At 41.5% G+C, this 19,151-nt stretch carries 18 protein-coding genes; 9 read left to right on the top strand and 9 right to left on the bottom strand.

The window, feature by feature from the left end:
- Positions 1-77: 77 nt before the first annotated feature.
- Positions 78-668, bottom strand: a complete 591-nt coding sequence (pth, locus tag PR808_RS01310) for an aminoacyl-tRNA hydrolase (RefSeq protein ID WP_206084122.1) — start codon at positions 666-668, stop codon at positions 78-80.
- A 300-nt stretch (positions 669-968) separates the two neighbouring features.
- On the opposite strand from pth, the gene ychH reads away from it, so the two are divergent.
- Positions 969-1,235 carry a stress-induced protein YchH gene (gene ychH, locus PR808_RS01305; RefSeq protein ID WP_206084123.1) on the top strand — a complete coding sequence of 89 codons (267 nt, stop codon included), beginning with the start codon at positions 969-971 and terminating at the stop codon, positions 1,233-1,235.
- A 290-nt stretch (positions 1,236-1,525) separates the two neighbouring features.
- Here ychH and prs read toward each other — a convergent pair whose 3' ends face one another.
- From prs to lolB, 3 genes are all read right to left on the bottom strand, one after another.
- Positions 1,526-2,473 (bottom strand): ribose-phosphate diphosphokinase, encoded by a 948-nt coding sequence (gene prs / locus PR808_RS01300; protein ID WP_004910604.1) that lies wholly within the window; start codon positions 2,471-2,473, stop codon positions 1,526-1,528.
- Positions 2,474-2,541: 68 nt separating this feature from the next.
- On the bottom strand, positions 2,542-3,417 hold the full coding sequence (gene ispE, locus PR808_RS01295) for a 4-(cytidine 5'-diphospho)-2-C-methyl-D-erythritol kinase (RefSeq protein ID WP_206084124.1): 876 nt from the start codon (positions 3,415-3,417) through the stop codon (positions 2,542-2,544).
- Entirely contained in the window at positions 3,414-4,070 is a 657-nt protein-coding gene (gene lolB, locus PR808_RS01290) for a lipoprotein insertase outer membrane protein LolB (RefSeq protein WP_206084125.1), read from the bottom strand. The genes ispE and lolB overlap by 4 nt, the downstream gene beginning before the upstream one ends.
- A 500-nt stretch (positions 4,071-4,570) precedes the next feature.
- Between lolB and hemA the strand changes: the two genes are divergently transcribed.
- The 5 genes from hemA to PR808_RS01265 all read left to right on the top strand — a co-directional run bounded on the left by hemA (position 4,571) and on the right by PR808_RS01265 (position 9,901).
- A complete protein-coding gene (gene hemA, locus PR808_RS01285; protein ID WP_206084126.1) occupies positions 4,571-5,833 on the top strand; it encodes a glutamyl-tRNA reductase in 1,263 nt (420 codons plus the stop codon).
- A 31-nt stretch (positions 5,834-5,864) separates the two neighbouring features.
- On the top strand, positions 5,865-6,947 hold the full coding sequence (gene prfA / locus PR808_RS01280; protein WP_206084127.1) for a peptide chain release factor 1: 1,083 nt from the start codon (positions 5,865-5,867) through the stop codon (positions 6,945-6,947).
- Positions 6,947-7,780 carry a peptide chain release factor N(5)-glutamine methyltransferase gene (gene prmC / locus PR808_RS01275; protein WP_272538501.1) on the top strand — a complete coding sequence of 278 codons (834 nt, stop codon included), beginning with the start codon at positions 6,947-6,949 and terminating at the stop codon, positions 7,778-7,780. Before prfA ends, prmC begins: the two co-directional genes overlap by 1 nt.
- A gap of 23 nt (positions 7,781-7,803) precedes the next feature.
- Complete coding sequence (sirB1, locus tag PR808_RS01270; protein WP_206084129.1) at positions 7,804-8,613, top strand: invasion regulator SirB1; 810 nt, start codon at positions 7,804-7,806, stop codon at positions 8,611-8,613.
- A gap of 160 nt (positions 8,614-8,773) precedes the next feature.
- The gene (locus tag PR808_RS01265) at positions 8,774-9,901 is read left to right on the top strand and encodes an ABC transporter substrate-binding protein (RefSeq protein WP_272538500.1); all 1,128 of its coding nucleotides are present in this window, start codon (positions 8,774-8,776) and stop codon (positions 9,899-9,901) included.
- Between the two features lie 115 nt (positions 9,902-10,016).
- On the opposite strand, the gene PR808_RS01260 is transcribed toward PR808_RS01265, so the two are convergent.
- A complete protein-coding gene (locus tag PR808_RS01260; RefSeq protein ID WP_272538499.1) occupies positions 10,017-10,505 on the bottom strand; it encodes a cysteine hydrolase family protein in 489 nt (162 codons plus the stop codon).
- Positions 10,506-10,877: 372 nt separating this feature from the next.
- Here PR808_RS01260 and kdsA point away from each other — a divergent pair, with 372 nt between their 5' ends.
- Genes kdsA through PR808_RS01245 form a run of 3 tightly spaced genes read left to right on the top strand, consistent with a single transcriptional unit; the run spans position 10,878 to position 13,404 of the window.
- Positions 10,878-11,732 carry a 3-deoxy-8-phosphooctulonate synthase gene (gene kdsA, locus PR808_RS01255; protein ID WP_206084132.1) on the top strand — a complete coding sequence of 285 codons (855 nt, stop codon included), beginning with the start codon at positions 10,878-10,880 and terminating at the stop codon, positions 11,730-11,732.
- Positions 11,733-11,743: 11 nt separating this feature from the next.
- Positions 11,744-12,646 (top strand): TIGR01212 family radical SAM protein, encoded by a 903-nt coding sequence (locus PR808_RS01250; RefSeq protein ID WP_206084133.1) that lies wholly within the window; start codon positions 11,744-11,746, stop codon positions 12,644-12,646.
- A 20-nt stretch (positions 12,647-12,666) separates the two neighbouring features.
- Positions 12,667-13,404, top strand: a complete 738-nt coding sequence (locus PR808_RS01245) for a tetratricopeptide repeat protein (RefSeq protein ID WP_206084134.1) — start codon at positions 12,667-12,669, stop codon at positions 13,402-13,404.
- 57 nt (positions 13,405-13,461) lie between these two features.
- Here PR808_RS01245 and dauA read toward each other — a convergent pair whose 3' ends face one another.
- The 4 genes from dauA to PR808_RS01225 form a co-directional block, all read right to left on the bottom strand.
- Entirely contained in the window at positions 13,462-15,195 is a 1,734-nt protein-coding gene (gene dauA, locus PR808_RS01240; RefSeq protein WP_206084135.1) for a C4-dicarboxylic acid transporter DauA, read from the bottom strand.
- Positions 15,196-15,434: 239 nt separating this feature from the next.
- Positions 15,435-15,836, bottom strand: coding sequence for a hypothetical protein (locus PR808_RS01235; RefSeq protein WP_272538498.1), 402 nt, complete (start codon positions 15,834-15,836; stop codon positions 15,435-15,437).
- A complete protein-coding gene (locus tag PR808_RS01230; protein WP_272538497.1) occupies positions 15,833-17,173 on the bottom strand; it encodes a phosphatase PAP2/dual specificity phosphatase family protein in 1,341 nt (446 codons plus the stop codon). The genes PR808_RS01235 and PR808_RS01230 overlap by 4 nt, the downstream gene beginning before the upstream one ends.
- A gap of 205 nt (positions 17,174-17,378) precedes the next feature.
- Entirely contained in the window at positions 17,379-19,145 is a 1,767-nt protein-coding gene (locus PR808_RS01225; RefSeq protein ID WP_272538496.1) for a bifunctional alpha/beta hydrolase/class I SAM-dependent methyltransferase, read from the bottom strand.
- Positions 19,146-19,151 lie beyond the last annotated feature (6 nt).

Here is a 19,151-nt window from a genome sequence, read left to right as displayed (position 1 = left end):
GCAGGCGAGTGCTGCACCCAATGTTTAGAAATTGGCGCTGATTATACACAAAAAGTCGATTTTGATGAAATGAACTCTTATGCAGACGCTTTAAAGCTATGTAAACGGTTTATCGCTTTGTCCATTCCATCCGATAATAGAATGTCAGTACACCTTACTGCTTCGTCAATGGCATCATCAATCAGTTTTTGCTCAGACAGCGGTGGCTTACCTAAAACGAAACCAACAACCTTGTTTTTATCGCCTGGATGGCCAATACCGATGCGTAAGCGGTAAAAGTTTGGGTTATTGGCGAATTTGCTTTGAATGTCTTTCAACCCGTTATGGCCCCCATTGCTACCACCAAGCTTCATTTTTGCTACACCAGGTGGAATATCAAGCTCATCGTGGGCAACTAAAATTTCATCAAGGTTAATACGATAAAAGTTCGCCATTGCCGCGACGGCTTTTCCACTGAGGTTCATAAAGGTGGTTGGCACCAATAAGCGGATATCATTACCGCTAAGATTAATGCGTGCGGTATAGCCGAAAAATTTCGGTTCTTCTTTTAGGGGTTGATTGTGGCGCTGTGCCAGTAAATCAACATACCATGCCCCTGCGTTGTGGCGGGTTTGTGCGTATTCAGCCCCCGGATTTGCAAGGCCAACAATTAATTTAATTTTGCTCACGGCGACTATTTCACTGTCAGTTTATGGAATTAATCACCTAGTTTACCTTGTGAAGGGGAGGATGTACAAAAATCAGATAAAAAACATCACGATGATTATAGTTGCCATATGAACTATTCGTTTTTTATGTTTTTTTGATAAAAAGCACTTTATGTTTAGATATTATTGTTAACTTCGTACCTTGTGATGCCTATCGCAAAAAATTTTACTTAATGCACTATAATTCTTACATAAATATAAAGAACCACCGAATTTATTTACAGTTGCTTGCTTATCAGTTCACTGATACTGGAGGTAGATATGAAACGGAAAAGTGCTCATATAATTGGTAATGTTCTCATGGGGTTAGGAATGGTCATGATGATTGGAAGCATTGGTGTTAACCTATTTGCCCATGTCATCAACTTTGGTCTATCAGAGCTTGTCACTAACGGCTCACTCTTCGGAATTTTCGTGGGTGCAATGGTATGGTTAGTGGGAGCGAGAGTCGGTGGACGTGAAAAAGTGGCTGACCGCTATTGGGTCTTAAAACATTACTCACGTAAAGATAATCACCGTTATCCATAATTATTCTTCTTATTAATTAAGTTAGTAATAATTATAGATGATAGATGGCTGGGTGATAGTCAGTGCTTTTAATAGCGAAGTCGCCTAGCTACATAGGTTTTGTTTGTTTTTTCAAAGAAGTTGGTTATTTTTATGGCGTATAGGTTGTGTGAGTAGGAAATAGCCATAGAAATAGGTATCTGTCGTTATAACCCTCTAAAATCATAAAGCCCCTACAGATAACTGCAGGGGCTTAATTTTTAGTTGTGATATTCTATCACCGTTGAAACATTAATTACTCAAAAGGGGCATTAATGCTCGAACATTGCTGAGATAGACTCTTCGTTGCTAATGCGACGAATAGCTTCAGCCAGCATACCTGACAAGGTCAAAGTGCGAACGTTGCTCAGCGCTTTGATTTCAGGAGATAGTGGAATAGTGTCACAAACAATGACTTCATCAATGACTGAATTTTTGATGTTGTCTACAGCATTGCCTGAGAAAATCGGGTGAGTTGCGTATGCGAACACACGTTTAGCACCGCGTTCTTTCAGCGCTTCAGCCGCTTTACACAGCGTACCACCGGTATCAATCATATCGTCAACTAAGATGCAATCACGACCTGAAACATCACCAATAATGTGCATAACTTGAGAAACGTTTGCACGAGGGCGACGTTTATCAATGATTGCCATGTCAGTGTCATTCAGGAGTTTTGCGATAGCTCTAGCACGTACCACGCCGCCGATGTCTGGAGATACAACGATTGGGTTTTCCAAGTTTTTCTGAAGCATATCTTCCAGAAGAATTGGGCTACCGAATACATTATCAACAGGCACATCAAAGAAGCCCTGGATCTGCTCTGCGTGAAGGTCAACCGTGAGAACACGGTCAACACCAACACTGGACAGAAAATCGGCAACAACTTTAGCGGTGATTGGTACACGGGCAGAACGTACGCGACGATCCTGTCTTGCATAACCGAAGTAAGGGATAACAGCGGTAATACGACCAGCAGATGCACGGCGCAGGGCATCGACCATAACAACCAGTTCCATTAAGTTGTCATTAGTTGGTGCACAAGTTGACTGGATGATAAAAATATCACCACCGCGAACATTTTCATTAATTTGAACACTGACTTCGCCGTCGCTAAAACGACCAACAGCCGCGTCTCCAAGATTAGTGTAAAGGCGGTTAGCAACACGTTGTGCTAGTTCCGGTGTAGCGTTACCAGCAAAAAGCTTCATATCGGGCACGAGAAAAACCTCAGGCTTGCGTCCAGAGAGATATTGTTGACCAAGAGCAATGAGCGTTGTTTCATTACTTATTGGTGCAATACACGGGTTATCCCAGCGCGGAAATTGTGCAGTGGGGATACGTTAACGCCTCGAGCGACGAACCCTTGCACCCACGATGGGGCTTTATTTAACACCTTAAGGGCATCCGCTTGTGTTTCAAATTCAGAAAAAACACATGCGCCTGTTCCTGTTAGGCGAGACGGAGCATATTCTAACAGCCAAGAAACAAGCTGTTCAACCTCACGAAAACGTTTTCTTGCGATTGGTTCGCAGTCATTTGCGTACGGAGCCAGTAATAATGCGGCTAGGGAGCGTTTTGGAGAATTTCGATTTAATTTTGGATCTGTGAAGATCATCGGGGTTGATATTTCAATTCCGGGATGAGCAACCAGATACCATTTCTCTTGAGGGGAAGCTTTGGTTAATATTTCACCGATTCCTTCAGCGAACGCTGCATGGCCTCGAACAAAGACAGGCACATCCGCGCCGAGAGTTTTGCCTAGTTCAGCAAGAACCTCATCGGAGACTTGTGTTTTCCAGTGCTCATTAAGCGCAATTAATGTGGTTGCAGCATTGGATGAACCGCCACCAATTCCTCCTCCCATAGGCAGAATTTTATCGATAGCGATATCAGCACCAAGGGGCTTGGTGCAGTTGAGCGTTTCACGGCAATAGCGTTGTAATAATGTTGCAGCCCGCAAAATCAAGTTTTTTTCAGGGGGAACGCCCGCCATTTGCGTGAGCAAATTCAATTGGTCATCATGGCGTGTTGTTATTGTGATTTCGTCGCCATACTCCAAAAATTGAAACAGTGTTTGTAATTCATGATAACCATCGGGGCGCTGGCCAGTAATATACAAAAATAAATTTAATTTAGCGGGGGAAGGCCAGGTTAATGTCATTTTTTCAGTGTCCAGCTGTCCATTTTCAGTTTAATTAATCGTCCACCTTGGCGTAGTTCAAGGTAATTTGGCAGCATAGGTGAGGTTTTAGTATCATAAGAAATATAATCTAACACCCATTTTTCCCCATTTTGTTCAAACGTCACATTTTTCAATAAGTGATTTTCATCTAAGGTGAAATTCGTTGCCCGTCCTGGCGAGCCGACTAACCAAGCCGTTAAGTCATCTAGAGGGATTTCCATTCCAGTCAGTTGATAAATTAGCTCGCTAGGTACATCACTCATGTGAGTTTGCCCATCCTTGGTGGTTAAACGTGCCAAATCGGGCTCAACGGTGAGCTCTAATTCACGGCTGCCAAGTGGGTTAGTCAACAATAAACGGTATTTTTCTGGTGTATATTGTTGCCAGAAAAATTTTGCATACGTTTTAGTTTCGCCGCCATTATACGCAAACGAGCCGCGTGTTTGGTAATCACGTAGTTGGTTCAATGCTTGCTGGTGGGCTTTCCATTGTGCATCAGACGCTGAACCTGTGCCTTTCGTGGTATTTTGTGACGTAGTGACACAAGCGGTTAATAGAAGGCAAGAGAGTGGCAAGAGGCGTATAAAGCCCTTAACAGGTAAAGCGAACGACAAAACTTGGGTTAATTGCATAATCAATCTCAATGTTTTAGGGCACAGATAACATCATGAATTAGAGCGAATTGCGCTAGGTTGTAAATAAGATAACGTATTGATGAGCAAAATTGTGCGCTAATCTGGTGATTGGATCAATCAGAATAGGGTTATTTGCCTAAAGTTGGCCTAAAGTTGATTAAAGTGATTGGGGATAGCCATTTGCTTTCTGTGCGAAATAATTGCATTCTTTATGCATGTTATTGTAGTCGTTAGCATTGTGATTAATAATTTGCTAACAATAAAAATCAGAGAGGTTAGTGATTGCTTTCATCAGGAAAAATAATCGTTAAAACTATTTTTTTCATTTATTTTTTGGGATGGGTCATCTTTCTGAATGATAGAACCTTGTGAGGCATAGAAAGCGTCGCGAGGATCATCTACAATAGGCAAATATAAATAGCAGTAATGCACTATTCATTAATGAGTATAGCGTTACTGAAAGAATAATTAGCAATGTGAGCAAGTCGTAAAGCGCAATGACCTTATTAGCCTTAGGCATCAATCATAAAACAGCACCAGTAGCCCTGCGTGAGCGGGTGACATTTGGTCCTGAAAAAATCGACCATGCACTTGAGGATCTTCTTAAACAACCTCAAGTGAATGGCGGCGTTGTGCTGTCTACGTGTAATAGAACTGAGCTGTATTTGAGCCTTGAGTCACAAGACAAAGCGCAAGAACAGCTTATTAAGTGGTTGTGTGATTTTCACGAAATTACTGCCAAAGATTTACAACCTAGCCTGTATTGGCACCAAGACTCCCAGGCAGTGAGCCACTTAATGAGAGTCGCAAGTGGCCTCGATTCTTTGGTTTTAGGCGAACCGCAAATTCTCGGACAGGTGAAAAAGGCGTTTGCACTTTCACAAGATAGCCATTCGTTATCCCGTGAATTAGAGCGCCTATTCCAAAAATCGTTCTCTGTCGCAAAACGTGTGCGGACAGAAACGGATATTGGCGCTAATGCAGTTTCTGTTGCTTTTGCTGCGTGTACATTGGCGCGTCAAATCTTTGAGTCACTCAAACATTTGAATATTTTGTTAGTTGGTGCAGGGGAAACTATTGAGTTAGTCGCTCGCCATTTGCGTGAGCACGGCGTGCAAAAAATGATGATAGCCAACCGAACCCGTGAACGTGCAGAGTTGTTAGCTAATGAAGTTAATGCACAAGTGATTTCATTAGCGGATATTGATAACCGTTTAGCTGAAGCTGATATAGTGATTAGTTCGACAGCGAGCCCGCTGCCTATCATTGGTAAAGGTATGGTAGAGCGGGCAATGAAAGTTCGCCGCAGTAAGCCAATGTTGTTAATCGATATTGCCGTCCCTCGGGATATTGAACAAGATGTTGAAAAACTTCGTGACGTGTATTTGTATACCGTTGATGACCTTGAGTCCATTATTGCGCAAAATTTAGCGCAGCGTAAAGCAGCAGCGGTCGAAGCGGAGTTTATTGTTGAACAAGAAAGCAGCCATTTTATGGATTGGTTGCGTTCACAAGCCGCAGTGTCTACAATTCGCGATTACCGAGAGCAAGCTGAAGCAATTCGAGCGAATATGGCCGAAAAAGCTTTAGCGGCTGTTCGACAAGGCGCTGACCCTGAGCAAGTGATTATGCAGTTATCGCAACAACTTACCAACCGCCTTATTCACGCTCCGACCAAATCGCTGCAACAAGCAGCGGGAAATGGTGATGTTGAGCGTCTAAATCTACTTAGGGACAGCTTAGGGCTGGACCATCAATAACCACTTTTTAATCATAGGTCTTATATAACGAATGAAGCCTTCTATTGTCGCAAAACTAGAAGCATTACAAGAACGCTACGAAGAAATCGAAGCGCACCTTGCAGATGCAGGTGTGATTGCCGATCAAGACCGTTTTCGTGCTTTATCAAAAGAATATGCTCAATTATCTGATGTGGCAAAATGCTTTAACGCATGGCGCACAGTACAGGACGATATTGAAACCGCGCAAATGCTGTTAGACGATCCTGAAATGAAAGAAATGGCTCAAGAAGAGCTAAAAGAAGCAAAAACGCGCAATGAAGAGCTCGAACAACAACTGCAATTGTTGTTACTTCCAAAAGATCCTGATGACGAATATAACTGTTTCGTGGAAATCCGTGCGGGTGCAGGTGGCGATGAAGCCGCGATTTTTGCTGGCGATTTATTCCGCATGTACAGTCGGTATGCAGAAAATAACCGCTGGCGCGTTGAATTAATGAGCACCAGTGATGGTGAACATGGCGGCTATAAAGAAGTTATCGCTAAAATTTCGGGCGATAGTGTATACGGACGTTTAAAATTTGAATCTGGCGGGCACCGTGTTCAGCGCGTCCCTGAAACCGAATCACAAGGGCGTATTCACACATCTGCGTGTACTATTGCCATTTTACCTGAATTGCCTGAAGCGGAGTTACCTGACATCAGCCCTGCGGATTTACGTATTGATACTTTCCGTTCATCAGGAGCGGGTGGGCAGCACGTTAATACCACCGACTCGGCAATTCGTATTACTCACCTTCCAACAGGGATTGTGGTGGAGTGCCAAGACGAACGTTCACAACATAAAAACAAAGCGAAAGCGATGTCAGTGTTAGGTGCGCGTATTCGCCAAGCCGAAATGGATAAACGTCACGCAGCGGAAGCCTCTGAGCGCCGTAACTTGCTAGGCTCGGGGGATCGTTCAGATCGTATCCGTACCTATAACTTCCCGCAAGGGCGTGTTACGGATCACCGCATTAACTTGACGTTATACCGTTTGGATGAAGTGATGGAAGGGAAATTAGATGCCTTAATACAACCTATCATCAACGAATACCAAGCAGACCAACTTTCTGCACTATCCGAGCAGGAATAATGCAGTATAGCGAATGGCTAAAGCAGGCAGTCAGCCGACTGTCTGCAAGCGATAGCGCAAAGCGGGATGCTGAAATTCTGCTTGAACATGTGACGGGGCGCAGCCGTACCTACCTTTTTGCTTTTAGTGAAACACCGCTGACCGCATTGGAACAGCAACAGGCTGAGCATCTATTGCAGCGCCGTGAAAAAGGTGAACCAATAGCCTATATTATTGGCGAGCGCGAGTTTTGGTCGCTACCACTTTATGTTTCACCTGCCACATTAATTCCAAGACCAGACACCGAATGTTTGGTTGAACAAGCCTTAAAACGTCTAACAAATCAACCTTGTCATTTATTGGATTTAGGCACAGGAACAGGGGCAATTGCATTAGCGCTAGCCTCTGAGCTGCCAAGTAGCCAAGTTATTGGCATTGACTTTAATCCAGAAGCTGTATTATTAGCTCAACGAAATCAACAACGTTTGAATATTGCTAACGTCCAATTTATGCAAAGTGATTGGTTTGCTTCCTTATCATTTCAACAATTTGATATGATTATGAGTAACCCACCTTATATTGACGAAAATGATAAGCATCTCAGTGAAGGTGATGTGCGATTTGAACCAGCAACGGCATTAATTGCAAAAAATGAAGGATTGGCTGATTTAGCACATATTATTGATAAATCTAAAAACTACCTTAAACATCAAGGTTGGTTACTTCTCGAGCATGGCTGGACACAAGGTTCGGCTGTGCGTGATTTATTTGCAATACATGGGTACACCCAAATTGAGACGTGTCTCGATTACGGTGGGCAAGAAAGAATTTCACTCGGTCAATGGAATGGTTAAGTGGGCACAGTAGTAGGAATGTAATGAAGACCATAGCGAATATTGAATTTAATCAGCTCCCCTTAAGCGAAGGGATTATGACCGTTTCTCAATGTATCCGTCATGATTTTCCGCTGATGAAAGTCCAAGCTCAATTAGATAGCCTTGTTGTATCTGCAAAATCGGCCATTGATTTACATGCGGATAATGAAACTAAAGTAGCGCAATTGATTTCATTGTTTTATCAACAATGGTCATTCGGCCCTGCACAGGGTATATATGCATTATCAGACATGCTTTGGCTTGATAAAGTCTTAATTTCCAAACAAGGTACACCTGTCACTCTCGGCGCCATTTTATTGTATATCGCTCAGCACCTAGATATTGATATTCGGCCTGCCATTTTCCCTACTCAGCTATTAATTATTACTGAAAAACGTGATGGTGAACCATGGTTTATTAACCCAGCTAATGGTGAGTCATTGTCATTTCATACGCTGAATATGTGGCTAAAAGGAACAGTCGACCCATTCTCTGAATTTTTCCAAGACCAACTTGATGTTGCGGAAAATAGCATCGTTATTCGTAAAATCTTTGATACGTTAAAAGCCGCTCTAATGGAAGAGAAAAAAATGGAGCTAGCGTTAAAAGTTTGCGAAACGTTGCTTACGCTAGACCCTGAAGATCCCTATGAAATCCGTGACCGTGGGCTGATACTGGCGCATTTAGATTGTAATCATGTGGCATTAAGTGACCTCAACTATTTTATTGAGCACTGCCCAGAAGACCCAGTATCTGAAATGATCAAAATTCAAATTTATTCATTGGATAACCATCCAATCGTATTACATTAATTAGCATACAAGCTTCTTGGCTATTCATAAACATGATTGAGTGTCATATTTATCAGTAGCTTGGGCTTGTAGCTAAAATATCATCCTATTGTGAGCAACTTTTTATTGATGATGCTAATGATAATTGTTATCGTTAGTATTATTTAATAGAGATTGCAACATGAAAAAAAAATATCACCTGCTAGCAATATCCTTTTCTGCATTACTTCCTTTTGCAACATCAGCAACAACATACCCAATAACGGTTACAGATACCGATGGCCAAAAAATAACGTTGAAACAAGAACCGAAGCGAGTTGTATTGCAAGATGGGCGCGATATTTTAACGTTAGCTTTACTTGATAGAAGTAACCCGTTTGAAAGAGTCGTCGCTTGGAACAACAACCTAAAAAAATCAGACCCACAAACAGTTGCTTTACTTGAACAAAAGTGGAAATCAAATATAAATGCGATCCCTGACATGGGCTTCAATGATAAAGGTGAAGTTAATACTGAACAAGTGATTGCACAGAAACCCGATGTTTTGATTGCTCAGTTAAGAGCAAAACCTGCTTTAGAAGGTTCTGGAGTAGTTAGTCGATTAAAAGATGCCAACATACCAATTATTTATATTGATACTTTCTTAGAGCCTGTCAAGAATACGAAAGAAAGTGTTGATCTCCTTGGTGTTATTTTAAACAAAGAAAATGAAGCGAAGGAATACACTGATTTTTATCAACAGCACCTAAACAGCATTCAAAGTAAAACACAGTCAATTAAGCATAAGCCACGTGTGTTTGTAGAAGCAAAGGCTGGAGCTAATGGAGATAGCTGTTGTTTTACACATAACAATGCAGGTTGGGGGGGAATGGTACAGGCTGTTGGTGGCGATAATATTGGTAGCCGCTTCCTACCGGGGGCTTCAGGTGTTGTCTCATTAGAGCAAGTCATTAGTACCAGCCCTGATGTTTATATTGTGACGGGTTCTCATTCGGTTAATAAAAATAGCATCGCGGCACCGTTTGGTTATGGGGTATCTGACAAAGCAGTGCAAGAAGGATTTAATCGCCTGAAGAACCGTATCGGTTTTAACCAAATTAGTGCGGTCGAAAACAACCGATTGTATGGCGTATATCATAACTTCTATAACCATCCATATAACATCGTTGGTTTAGAGTATTTAGCGACGTTTATCTACCCAGAGCAATTCTCTGAATTGAAACCAGGTGATACATACAAAGAGATAATACAAAAATATACGACACTTCCAAGTTCAGAAGCTATTTGGGGTGCGAAAGCAATCAAATAACATCGATTGAGTCTTAAGCCCTTAATATTTTAAGGGCTTTTATTCGTTGTATCAATATATTCGCAGCCTCAATAATCGGCTATAAACGATTTTTTATTGGGTTTGGTGGGCTACTTTAAACAACATTTACTATTCGGGATAAACCTCTCAATGCAACAGTGTGAATGATGGGGGAAACGCTTGTACAACAGTCGCTTAATAAGGTTAACTTATATTTTTTTGCTTGCTCAGAAATTGCTGTAAATAGTACACAGTTTTGAGTCATCATCCCACATAGTTCAATGTCGTTAATATTATGAGCTATCAGTAAATCATCAAGTTGAGTTTCATCAAATGAGTTACCATGATGTTTAGTCACAATAAAATGTTTTGTAGATAGCTTGGTTAAACTTGATATCAGTTCACAACCTTGTGTTGTTTCATCAAAAAAAGCAGCGCCTTGCGGTGATAAGTGCTGAATAAAGATAACGATATAACCATTTTCTTCATATTGTGAAGTCTTATCTGATATATGTTTCAATGTTTCATCAATATTCCATAGTGGAAATCTGCCATCAGAAAGATAGTCATTTTGTGCATCTATAATGATTAGAGCCTTATTCATAATTCCTCATTTATTTAGCTTAAGTTGAGTTTAACTATGAAATAACACAGCTGTAATGACAACTGTTTTAATAAATATCAGTTATGAGTGAGGTAATCCCCCCTTCAGTATGATGCATAGAACGATTCATTAAGATGCGACTAGCGATGAGAAAAGGGAATTTACGTAAAGGGGTATTGGCTATGATGTTTTATTATATGCAACGATAATCTATAATGTCCTGAATATAGCAATGTACTAACTTGGTATGCACGGCTTAGAATAGAAAAATACATTTTTACGGTTTCGTTTTTCATGCGCTACATTGAAGATATCTCTATACAGTTCATGAAAAACAATCATTTAAGATATAATTATATTTAAGGTAAGAGTATGCAACAGAAAGTAGTCAATATTGGTGATATCAATGTCGCGAACAACTTGCCGTTTGTGCTGTTTGGTGGAATGAACGTTCTTGAATCTCGTGATATGGCAATGAAAGTGTGTGAGCACTATGTCTCTGTGACGCAAAAATTGGGCATTCCTTATGTTTTTAAAGCATCATTTGATAAAGCAAACCGCTCATCAATCCACTCTTACCGTGGCCCTGGTCTTGAAGAAGGGATGAAAATCTTCCAAGAACTTAAACAAACTTTTGGCGTAAAAATTATTACGGATGTCCATGAACCAGCACAAGCGGCACCCGTTGCTGAAGTGGTTGATGTCATTCAATTACCTGCATTTTTAGCTCGCCAAACAGATTTAGTTGCTGCGATGGCAAAAACAGACGCTGTCATTAATATCAAAAAGCCACAGTTCATCAGCCCAGGCCAAATGGGGAATATTGTTGAGAAGTTTATCGAAGGTGGTAATGACAAAATTATTCTGTGTGACCGCGGTGCAAACTTTGGTTATGACAATTTAGTTGTTGATATGCTTGGGTTTAATGTAATGGTTCAGTCATCTAAAGGCTGTCCTGTGATTTTTGACGTGACCCACGCACTGCAATGCCGTGACCCATTCGGTGCTGCATCAGGTGGTCGCCGCGCTCAAGTTGCTGAATTGGCGAGAGCAGGTATGGCTGTGGGTATCGCGGGGTTATTCCTTGAAGCGCATCCAGACCCAGATAACGCACGTTGTGATGGCCCATCAGCACTACCTTTAGATAAACTGGAACCATTCCTCAAGCAAATGAAAGCTATTGATGATGTGGTGAAAGGGTTCCCTGAATTAGACACTAGCCGTTAAGTTTGGTGTAAATGCAACTCACTGAAGTTGTTTCCATGTTCGGCGCTGATCTCCAGCGCCGATACGGTGAAAAAATTTATAAAATTACATTACACGGGGGTTTTAGTTGCCCAAATCGTGACGGTACCCTTGGGCGAGGGGGCTGTACCTTCTGTAATGTGGCTTCTTTTTCCGATGAGAGCCAATCTAGTCAATCCATTAGTGAACAAATATCTGATCAAGTCACGCGAATTTCCCGAGCTAAACGCTATCTTGCTTATTTTCAAGCCTATACCAGTACCTATGCAGAAGTAAATTTACTTAAACAATTGTATGAAGAAGCATTACAACAAGCCGATATTATTGGCTTGTGTGTGGGGACGCGTCCTGACTGTGTGCCCGAGTCTGTTTTATCGTTGCTTAGTGAATACAAACAGCAAGGTTATGAGATTTGGTTAGAGCTTGGGCTACAAAGCGCTCATGACAAAACATTGCATCGGATTAACCGTGGACATGGATTTGACGCTTATCAGCAGACAACACAAAAGGCGCGGCAAGTCGGTTTAAAGGTGTGTACCCATTTAATCTGTGGCTTACCTGGTGAGGATGCCCTGATGAATATGCAAACCTTAGAAAAGGTACTTGAATGTGGTACTGATGGTATCAAGCTACATCCTTTGCATATTGTTGAAGGTAGTGTGATGGCCAAAAGTTGGCGAGCAGGGCGTTTACCCACATTATCTTTAGATGAATATACCGCTATAGCTGGCGAAATAGTACGTCACACACCGAAAGACATTGTTTACCACCGCATTAGTGCCAGTGCAAGAAAACCCACTTTACTCGCGCCACAGTGGTGTGAAAACCACTGGATTGGCATGAATAACTTATATCAATACTTCTTACGAAAAGGCGGGCAAGGTTCCGCACTGTAGTCGCTTAATTGAGAGCATCTATGAAATTAATCCTCAAAAAAACAATTATTACTCTTTCCTTATTTATTCTTCCTTTTCAAATTGTTGCACAGCCAGAATTGACCGCTGAAGATAAACTTCTTTTTTCTGAAGTGAAACAAAAAGCTGTTAATAATGATGCCTCAGCGCAATATCAGTTAGCACAAATGTATTACTCAGGTTTGGGCGTAATACAAAATTTAAATAGTGCACGTTTGTGGGCGAATGCGGCGGCAAAAAATGGTAATCCAGAAGGATATACCTTGTTAGCGGATATTAGCTTGCTAAGCGATAGTTATTTTACGCAAGAATTTGTCGCTGCAAGGCAATTTGCAACAAAAGCTGTTGAACAAGGCAGTGTACGAGGAAAGATTAGCTTAGCAGAATCATTAATTAATCCGATAGCAGGAAGTACGGATTACCCACAATCAATTCAATTGTTGGAAGAGGTGGTGGAGCTTAATAATCCAGATTATTTTAGCGCCCCATTGATGTTAGGGATCATTTATTTAGATGGGAAAGGTGTACCGATGGACGAGCAAAAATCACAGGAATGGTTTGATAAAGCCGATGCGATGACATATGCAGGTTATGCAGAGTGGATGGCTGCCTTTCGATTTGCAGAAGATAACACAGGAACCGTGACCCTTGATCAACAAAAAGCAAAGAAATTAAGGGGTTTGGCCTGTGAAAAAGGCAGAAAAGCAGGCAATGAAATGTTTTGCTTAGGTGAACAATAAACAATAATAGGTCACCCGCCACCACATTGCTGTGTGGTGGCGGGTTGAACAGTACAATTATACTGCTTCAGTATTAGTGGGAGTGTTTAATTGCTTAGCTTGTTCAATGGATTTAACCGCTTCTAATGCGTTATCCATGGAATTATGGAAGCTTAATACCCCAGCAATTGGCGTAACTTTAGCGCGAGCCAAGGTTTTTAGCGGTTGGAATGGAATATCACAAACCATCACATGGGTGTCTTTACGCACGGCATCAATGAATTTTTCAAAGGCTTCTAATCCCCCTGCATCCAAGACGGGTACTGCATCCCATTGCATGATGATAGTTTCATACCCTGCACTTTTTACGCGCAACTCATCGAAAATACGTTCTGCGGCGGCGAAAAATAGTGGGCCATTAATACGCACGACTAATCGGCTATTTTCTTCATCCGTTTCAGCAAGTTGTGTTGAGCGAGTCATATTAGCGATACGGCGCATAAATAACAGAGATGCCAATACGATCCCCACCGTAATGGCAATGACCATATCGAATAAAACGGTTAAAGACATACATAGAACAAGCACAATGATGTCATCTTTAGGGGCGCGTTTAATTAAATACACCACTTTACCTGCTGCACTCATATTCCATGCCACAATTAACAGTAATGCGGACATTGCAGCGAGTGGTAAATAAGAAAGCATCGGTGCTAACACCAGTAAGGTGAGTAACACTAAGATTGAATGAATCACCGCAGAAATCGGTGATGTAGCTCCCGCGCGGACGTTTGCAGCAGAACGGGCAATCGCAGCTGTCGCCGTGATCCCACCAAAAAAGGGTGCCGCAATATTACCGACTCCCTGGCCAATCAGTTCACTATTGGAATGGTGCTTTTTACCCGTCATGTTATCAAGCACAACAGCACAAAGCAGTGATTCAATCGCACCAAGAACCGCCATCGAAAATGCTGCAGGCATAAGTGCGGTGATCATTGCCCAACTAATTGGCGCACTACCAGGAAGTTCCCAAGGTAAAATAAACTGAGGCAGAATAGGCGGAATACCACTCCCTTCAGTTCCATCAGGTAGAAAATAACTAAATTCAGAGCCGATGGTTGCCACTTCTTGCCCAAATAATGAAAGTACCCACATGACCAATGTGCCCACGACGAGAGCAGGTAAGTGCCCAGGGAATTTTAGCTTTAACTTAGGCCAAAAAATTAAGACAAGCAGTGTGGATAAACCAATTAGTGTGTCACTGAATTGAAACGTGGGGAATGTATTGCCGATGGCAATCAATTTATCAACATAGTTCTCAGGAACATGTTCCATCTGCAAGCCAAAGAAATCTTTGATTTGCATGGTGGCAATGGTGATGGCAATACCTGAAGTAAAGCCCAAAGTTACTGATACTGGGATATATTCAATAAACTTACCAAAGCGGGCAAAACCCATCGCCAGTAAAATGACACCTGACATAAGTGTGGCAACTAATAGGCCACTAAGACCAAACTGTTGTGATACGGGATATAAGATGACGACGAATGCTGCTGTAGGCCCCGAAACGCTATAACGAGACCCTCCCGTAATGGCAATAATTATTCCCGCAATTGCTGCGGTATAAAGGCCATATTGGGGGGGAACGCCACTGGCGATCGCTAAGGCCATGGCTAATGGTATAGCAATAATCCCAACGGTAATACCTGCAATTAAGTCCTTCACAAAACGTGCAGCAGTGTATTTTTCTTTCCAACACGAATCTATTAGTGCGCTAAAAGGGCGCAGCCTATTAATATTTTTTGTACTCATTATACCCTACCAAATAACAGGGTGAAAAATAAACGAAAATGTACCTATAAGGATACGCTTAGCTAAGCTCAAAAAATCTGTTATGCATCAATGAAACAGTAATTATCATAACGTTTTCAGTAACAAAAGTAAAAACCACCTAATTTACCAGGTAAATAAAGCTAATGGTGTTTTTACTTGAATTTAAAATAATAAGCAGAAATTTTTCATGACAAATAAATAAAAATTAACCTAACTCATTATAATGTTATTACCGTAACTAATAGCCATATCCAAAGGATAACAACAGATAAGACAGCATGTTTAAATAAGTTCTTTGTGCCTTGCCAACGCTGTTCCATCGTTCGGTTAGTTGGCTTTTTATGCATAAAGAAACTGAGTGCATAATCAAAGGGCTCAGTTGTTCCTTGTTGATAAATCATCTTAAAAAAATGATTATCAAGCCACAAACGATAAATATAGTAATGACTAATAATAAATAAAATAATGCCAACAAATAAATAGTACTTTCCGTTATTTATACCTAAAAAAAGATTAAGCTGGCAAATTAAACCTAATACAGAACTTATAGCCAAATAGAGCCAACTTCGCGTCAGTATCTGAATGACTTCTCCGCAGTTTTTATCTGTAAGCTGGTTCATTTATGTTTCCTATTTAAATAATAGTGCGTAAACCAATTATTTAATTGTTCTTTAGTTGCTAAGTTTAAAATAACTTGTGGCCTAGCAAGTTCAACCATTTCGACTGCTTTATCTATCGTTTGAGCATCACCATGGTGAACTAGCCATGCAACAGCAACGGTGGCACTGCGTGAATAACCCAGTTTGCAATGAATATAGACAGCACCGTGCTGGGCTAAACTATCCATCGTATGGACTGATTGCTCGATATCCTCTGCGCTCAGTGGTAACAAATCTATTTGTGGCTGGCTACAATACTTCAGCCCTTTGCTAAAAGAATTGCGAGGCCATTCGCAAGTCATGTCTAAAACAGCTGCAGTTTGCAAAGGGTAAAGCGGGCGGCCTCCCAAAACGATATGTTGATTCACAATGCTAGGTTGCCTGCAATGTTTAGCAAAGTAATGATAGGTTCCCCAAGCAATTAGGCGATAAGGTAATAATAAGATAGCGGCGGACGGGGAAATCTTGCCATCGGGTGTTTTTTGAAAGATGCTGGCACCAGCGCCTAAGTAACCGAGAGTAATAAACAATAAAGCAACAGCAGGCCACAGCAATATCCAAGCAGCACCTTGAATCAAAAAAGCGAGAGCAAAGCAAACGACTGAGCCAATGCCATAATTTTTGCTCATTTTAAAACTGCGAGGGGACCCTGTGTAATGCCATTGCCAGCGTGTATTGATAGGCAGCAAATAACTGACAAGCAAACCAACTGAGAAACCAGCAATAACATCAATAAAATGGTGCTGCCAAGTCGTGAGGACAGAAATTAAGATCAAAACTGACCAACTGTGGAGCAGCCAACGCCACCGTGTTGGTGTATGAGCTCGAAAGCGTAGCCATAGGAGCCAAAGCAAAATGATATGTAATGAGGGGGCTTGGTTAAATGGCAGGTCAAAAAGTTCTAAGCTGTCAAACATCCAGCCAAAAGCGCCATCCGTAGTTGGGCGAGGAAAGCTAAATTTAAGTGGAAATAAAAGAAAGCCAACGCAGGCAGAAATGGAAGCGGTAATTAATCGTAGACCATGAATTGTTTGTTCACGCCGTGTTGTACAGATAAATAAGGATAATCCGTAGAATAGGTCAATGCTCCAATAGGGAATAATAGTCCAAGGAACAAACGGGATGTGCTTTTCCCATGAATACACAAAGGAAGGTACATGGGGTAAGGTCGCAGTGTAGTTATTGACCTGTCCATAAGTGAGAAAGAAAAATGGAGCTAAAAAAATTAGCCACAGCAGGCCAAACAACAAAGTGTGTTGTTTAGATAATAGCTGAGTAGGTTGGTGAAGGGCTGTCATCGTCCTTTGCAATATTCCTTTGTGCTCTAAAAATCATCTAAGAATAAATAGTGAGTGCTGCAATTACCTGTTTGTAGAAAGAAAATGTATATTTAACTCACAACATAGGGGCTTTGCCTATCAGAAGCAATAGAGATAGCCAATATTGGCAAACTTGAGGTTAGCTACGTTGACGGCAACCAACCTCAAATGATAGGTTAAAAGATTAACGGCGTCTCGCTATTGATACGCTGAATATTCCCCAGTTATCAATAGATTGACTTAATTTTTCGAACCCTGCTTCGTCAACTAAAGCATCCATTTCGCCTTGGCTGCGGCAACGCATAACCCAAGCTTGTCCGCCTTGGTGGCTGGGTAAAACACGAGCAATCATTTCCACTTGAGGGTGCCATGGTTGGCAAGTGTAAATGAGCAGCCCACCTGAAGGTATGACTCGGGATAATCCATCTAATGAAGCTCTAATTAGTTGGTTACTCGGGAATAGCTCATATAAACCACTCACAACACCCAGTGTAGGCGCAGGCGTCACGGAAGCTAAATCATCACCGTCGAAGGCATTGCCTTCCACAAAATGGATTTTATCTTCAAGGAAACGCTCTTTTATATGTAAACGCCCCTGTTCTACATTAATTGGGCTGTAATCACGCAAAAGAACAGATTCAACTTTGCCATAATCGTTAATTGCATCAAAGATATAACGGCCTTGACCCGCTGCAATATCCATAATACGTACTGGCATATTGTTATCTGTTAAGTCACGGATAGCTTGGCGTAAAGTATTTTCAATATTGACTTTACGCTGACGGATCCCTTGCCAGCCAATACTGTTGAGGTATTGCCTGTCAATCACGCGTCCGAATAGGCCTCTTCCTTCTGCTTTATCACGATAGACATAGTCTAAAGTTGATCCTGAATCAAAGCCCTTATCGTAACCGATGCGAACACCCTCAGAAGCTTTACCTAAGGTGTTCATTGATTTACTCATAATCTTGAAGGCAAGGTTTTTCGGGCACCATTTGGGTAACGGAGTAGCCAGTTTACGGTAATTTTCTGCGCTAGTGCTCCATGTGTCTTCGTACTGGTAATCATGTCGGTAAACAGGGAGACTAAATAATTTACTAATAAAATCACGTATTTTTTCGATAGGAATATGACGCTCTTTCTCACCTAAAGTATCGTGATAAAAGCCTGGTAAGATGTGCTTTTCTTTGATTGGTGTATTTAAGCGCTCAAAAAACTGATGCTGTGGGCGGTGATGAACAACATGGTCGCTACCTGATATAAATAATTGAGTTGGCAAGGTAATTGCGTTGGCATCTGCAACGACTCGATCGGCTGTTTTATACAATTCAAGTAAGATATTAACGGCAATAGGTCGAGTGATTAGCGGATCGCGGTTAAACGAATCAATACGCTGTTCATCATGGGTAAGAAATTTCGCTTTTACATAAGAATTAACATAGAACAGGCCTCGCATTTTTTGCATTAAAGCTAACCCTGTGCGAGCAAAAGGAACATACAGTTTAACTTTAAATGCAGGTGAGGCAAGAACCATCCCACGAATTTTCGGCGCATAGTCATGTACCCATGCGGAAACCAACACAGCCCCCACGCTTTGCCCAATTACAATGATATTTTCTAAAGGGATTTGATATTGTGTGGAAACATATCGGACAAATTCATCGACATCATGGATGGATGTGCCAAGAGAAGGGCTATAGCCCCTTGGACCTTCATTTCGCCCATGACCGCGAGCATCCCAAGCGAACATGGCGTAGTCAGGAAAGTTTAACTCATCAACAAGGTGTGCAACACGGCCTGAATGCTCATGACCACGATGGAATAAAATAATTGCTTTGTCCGTTGTCGTTTCCGTTGGCCAGTGACGGTAAAAAAGCGAAGTGTGATCACTAGTTGTAAATTGCGATTCTAAAACAGGGCGTTGCGTCAGATAATCTGTCTGAGCGTTCATAATTAT

The organism is Providencia sp. PROV197 (assembly GCF_028479625.1).
Lineage (GTDB): Bacteria > Pseudomonadota > Gammaproteobacteria > Enterobacterales > Enterobacteriaceae > Providencia > Providencia vermicola.
This window is presented reverse-complemented; position numbering and strand designations above follow the sequence as displayed.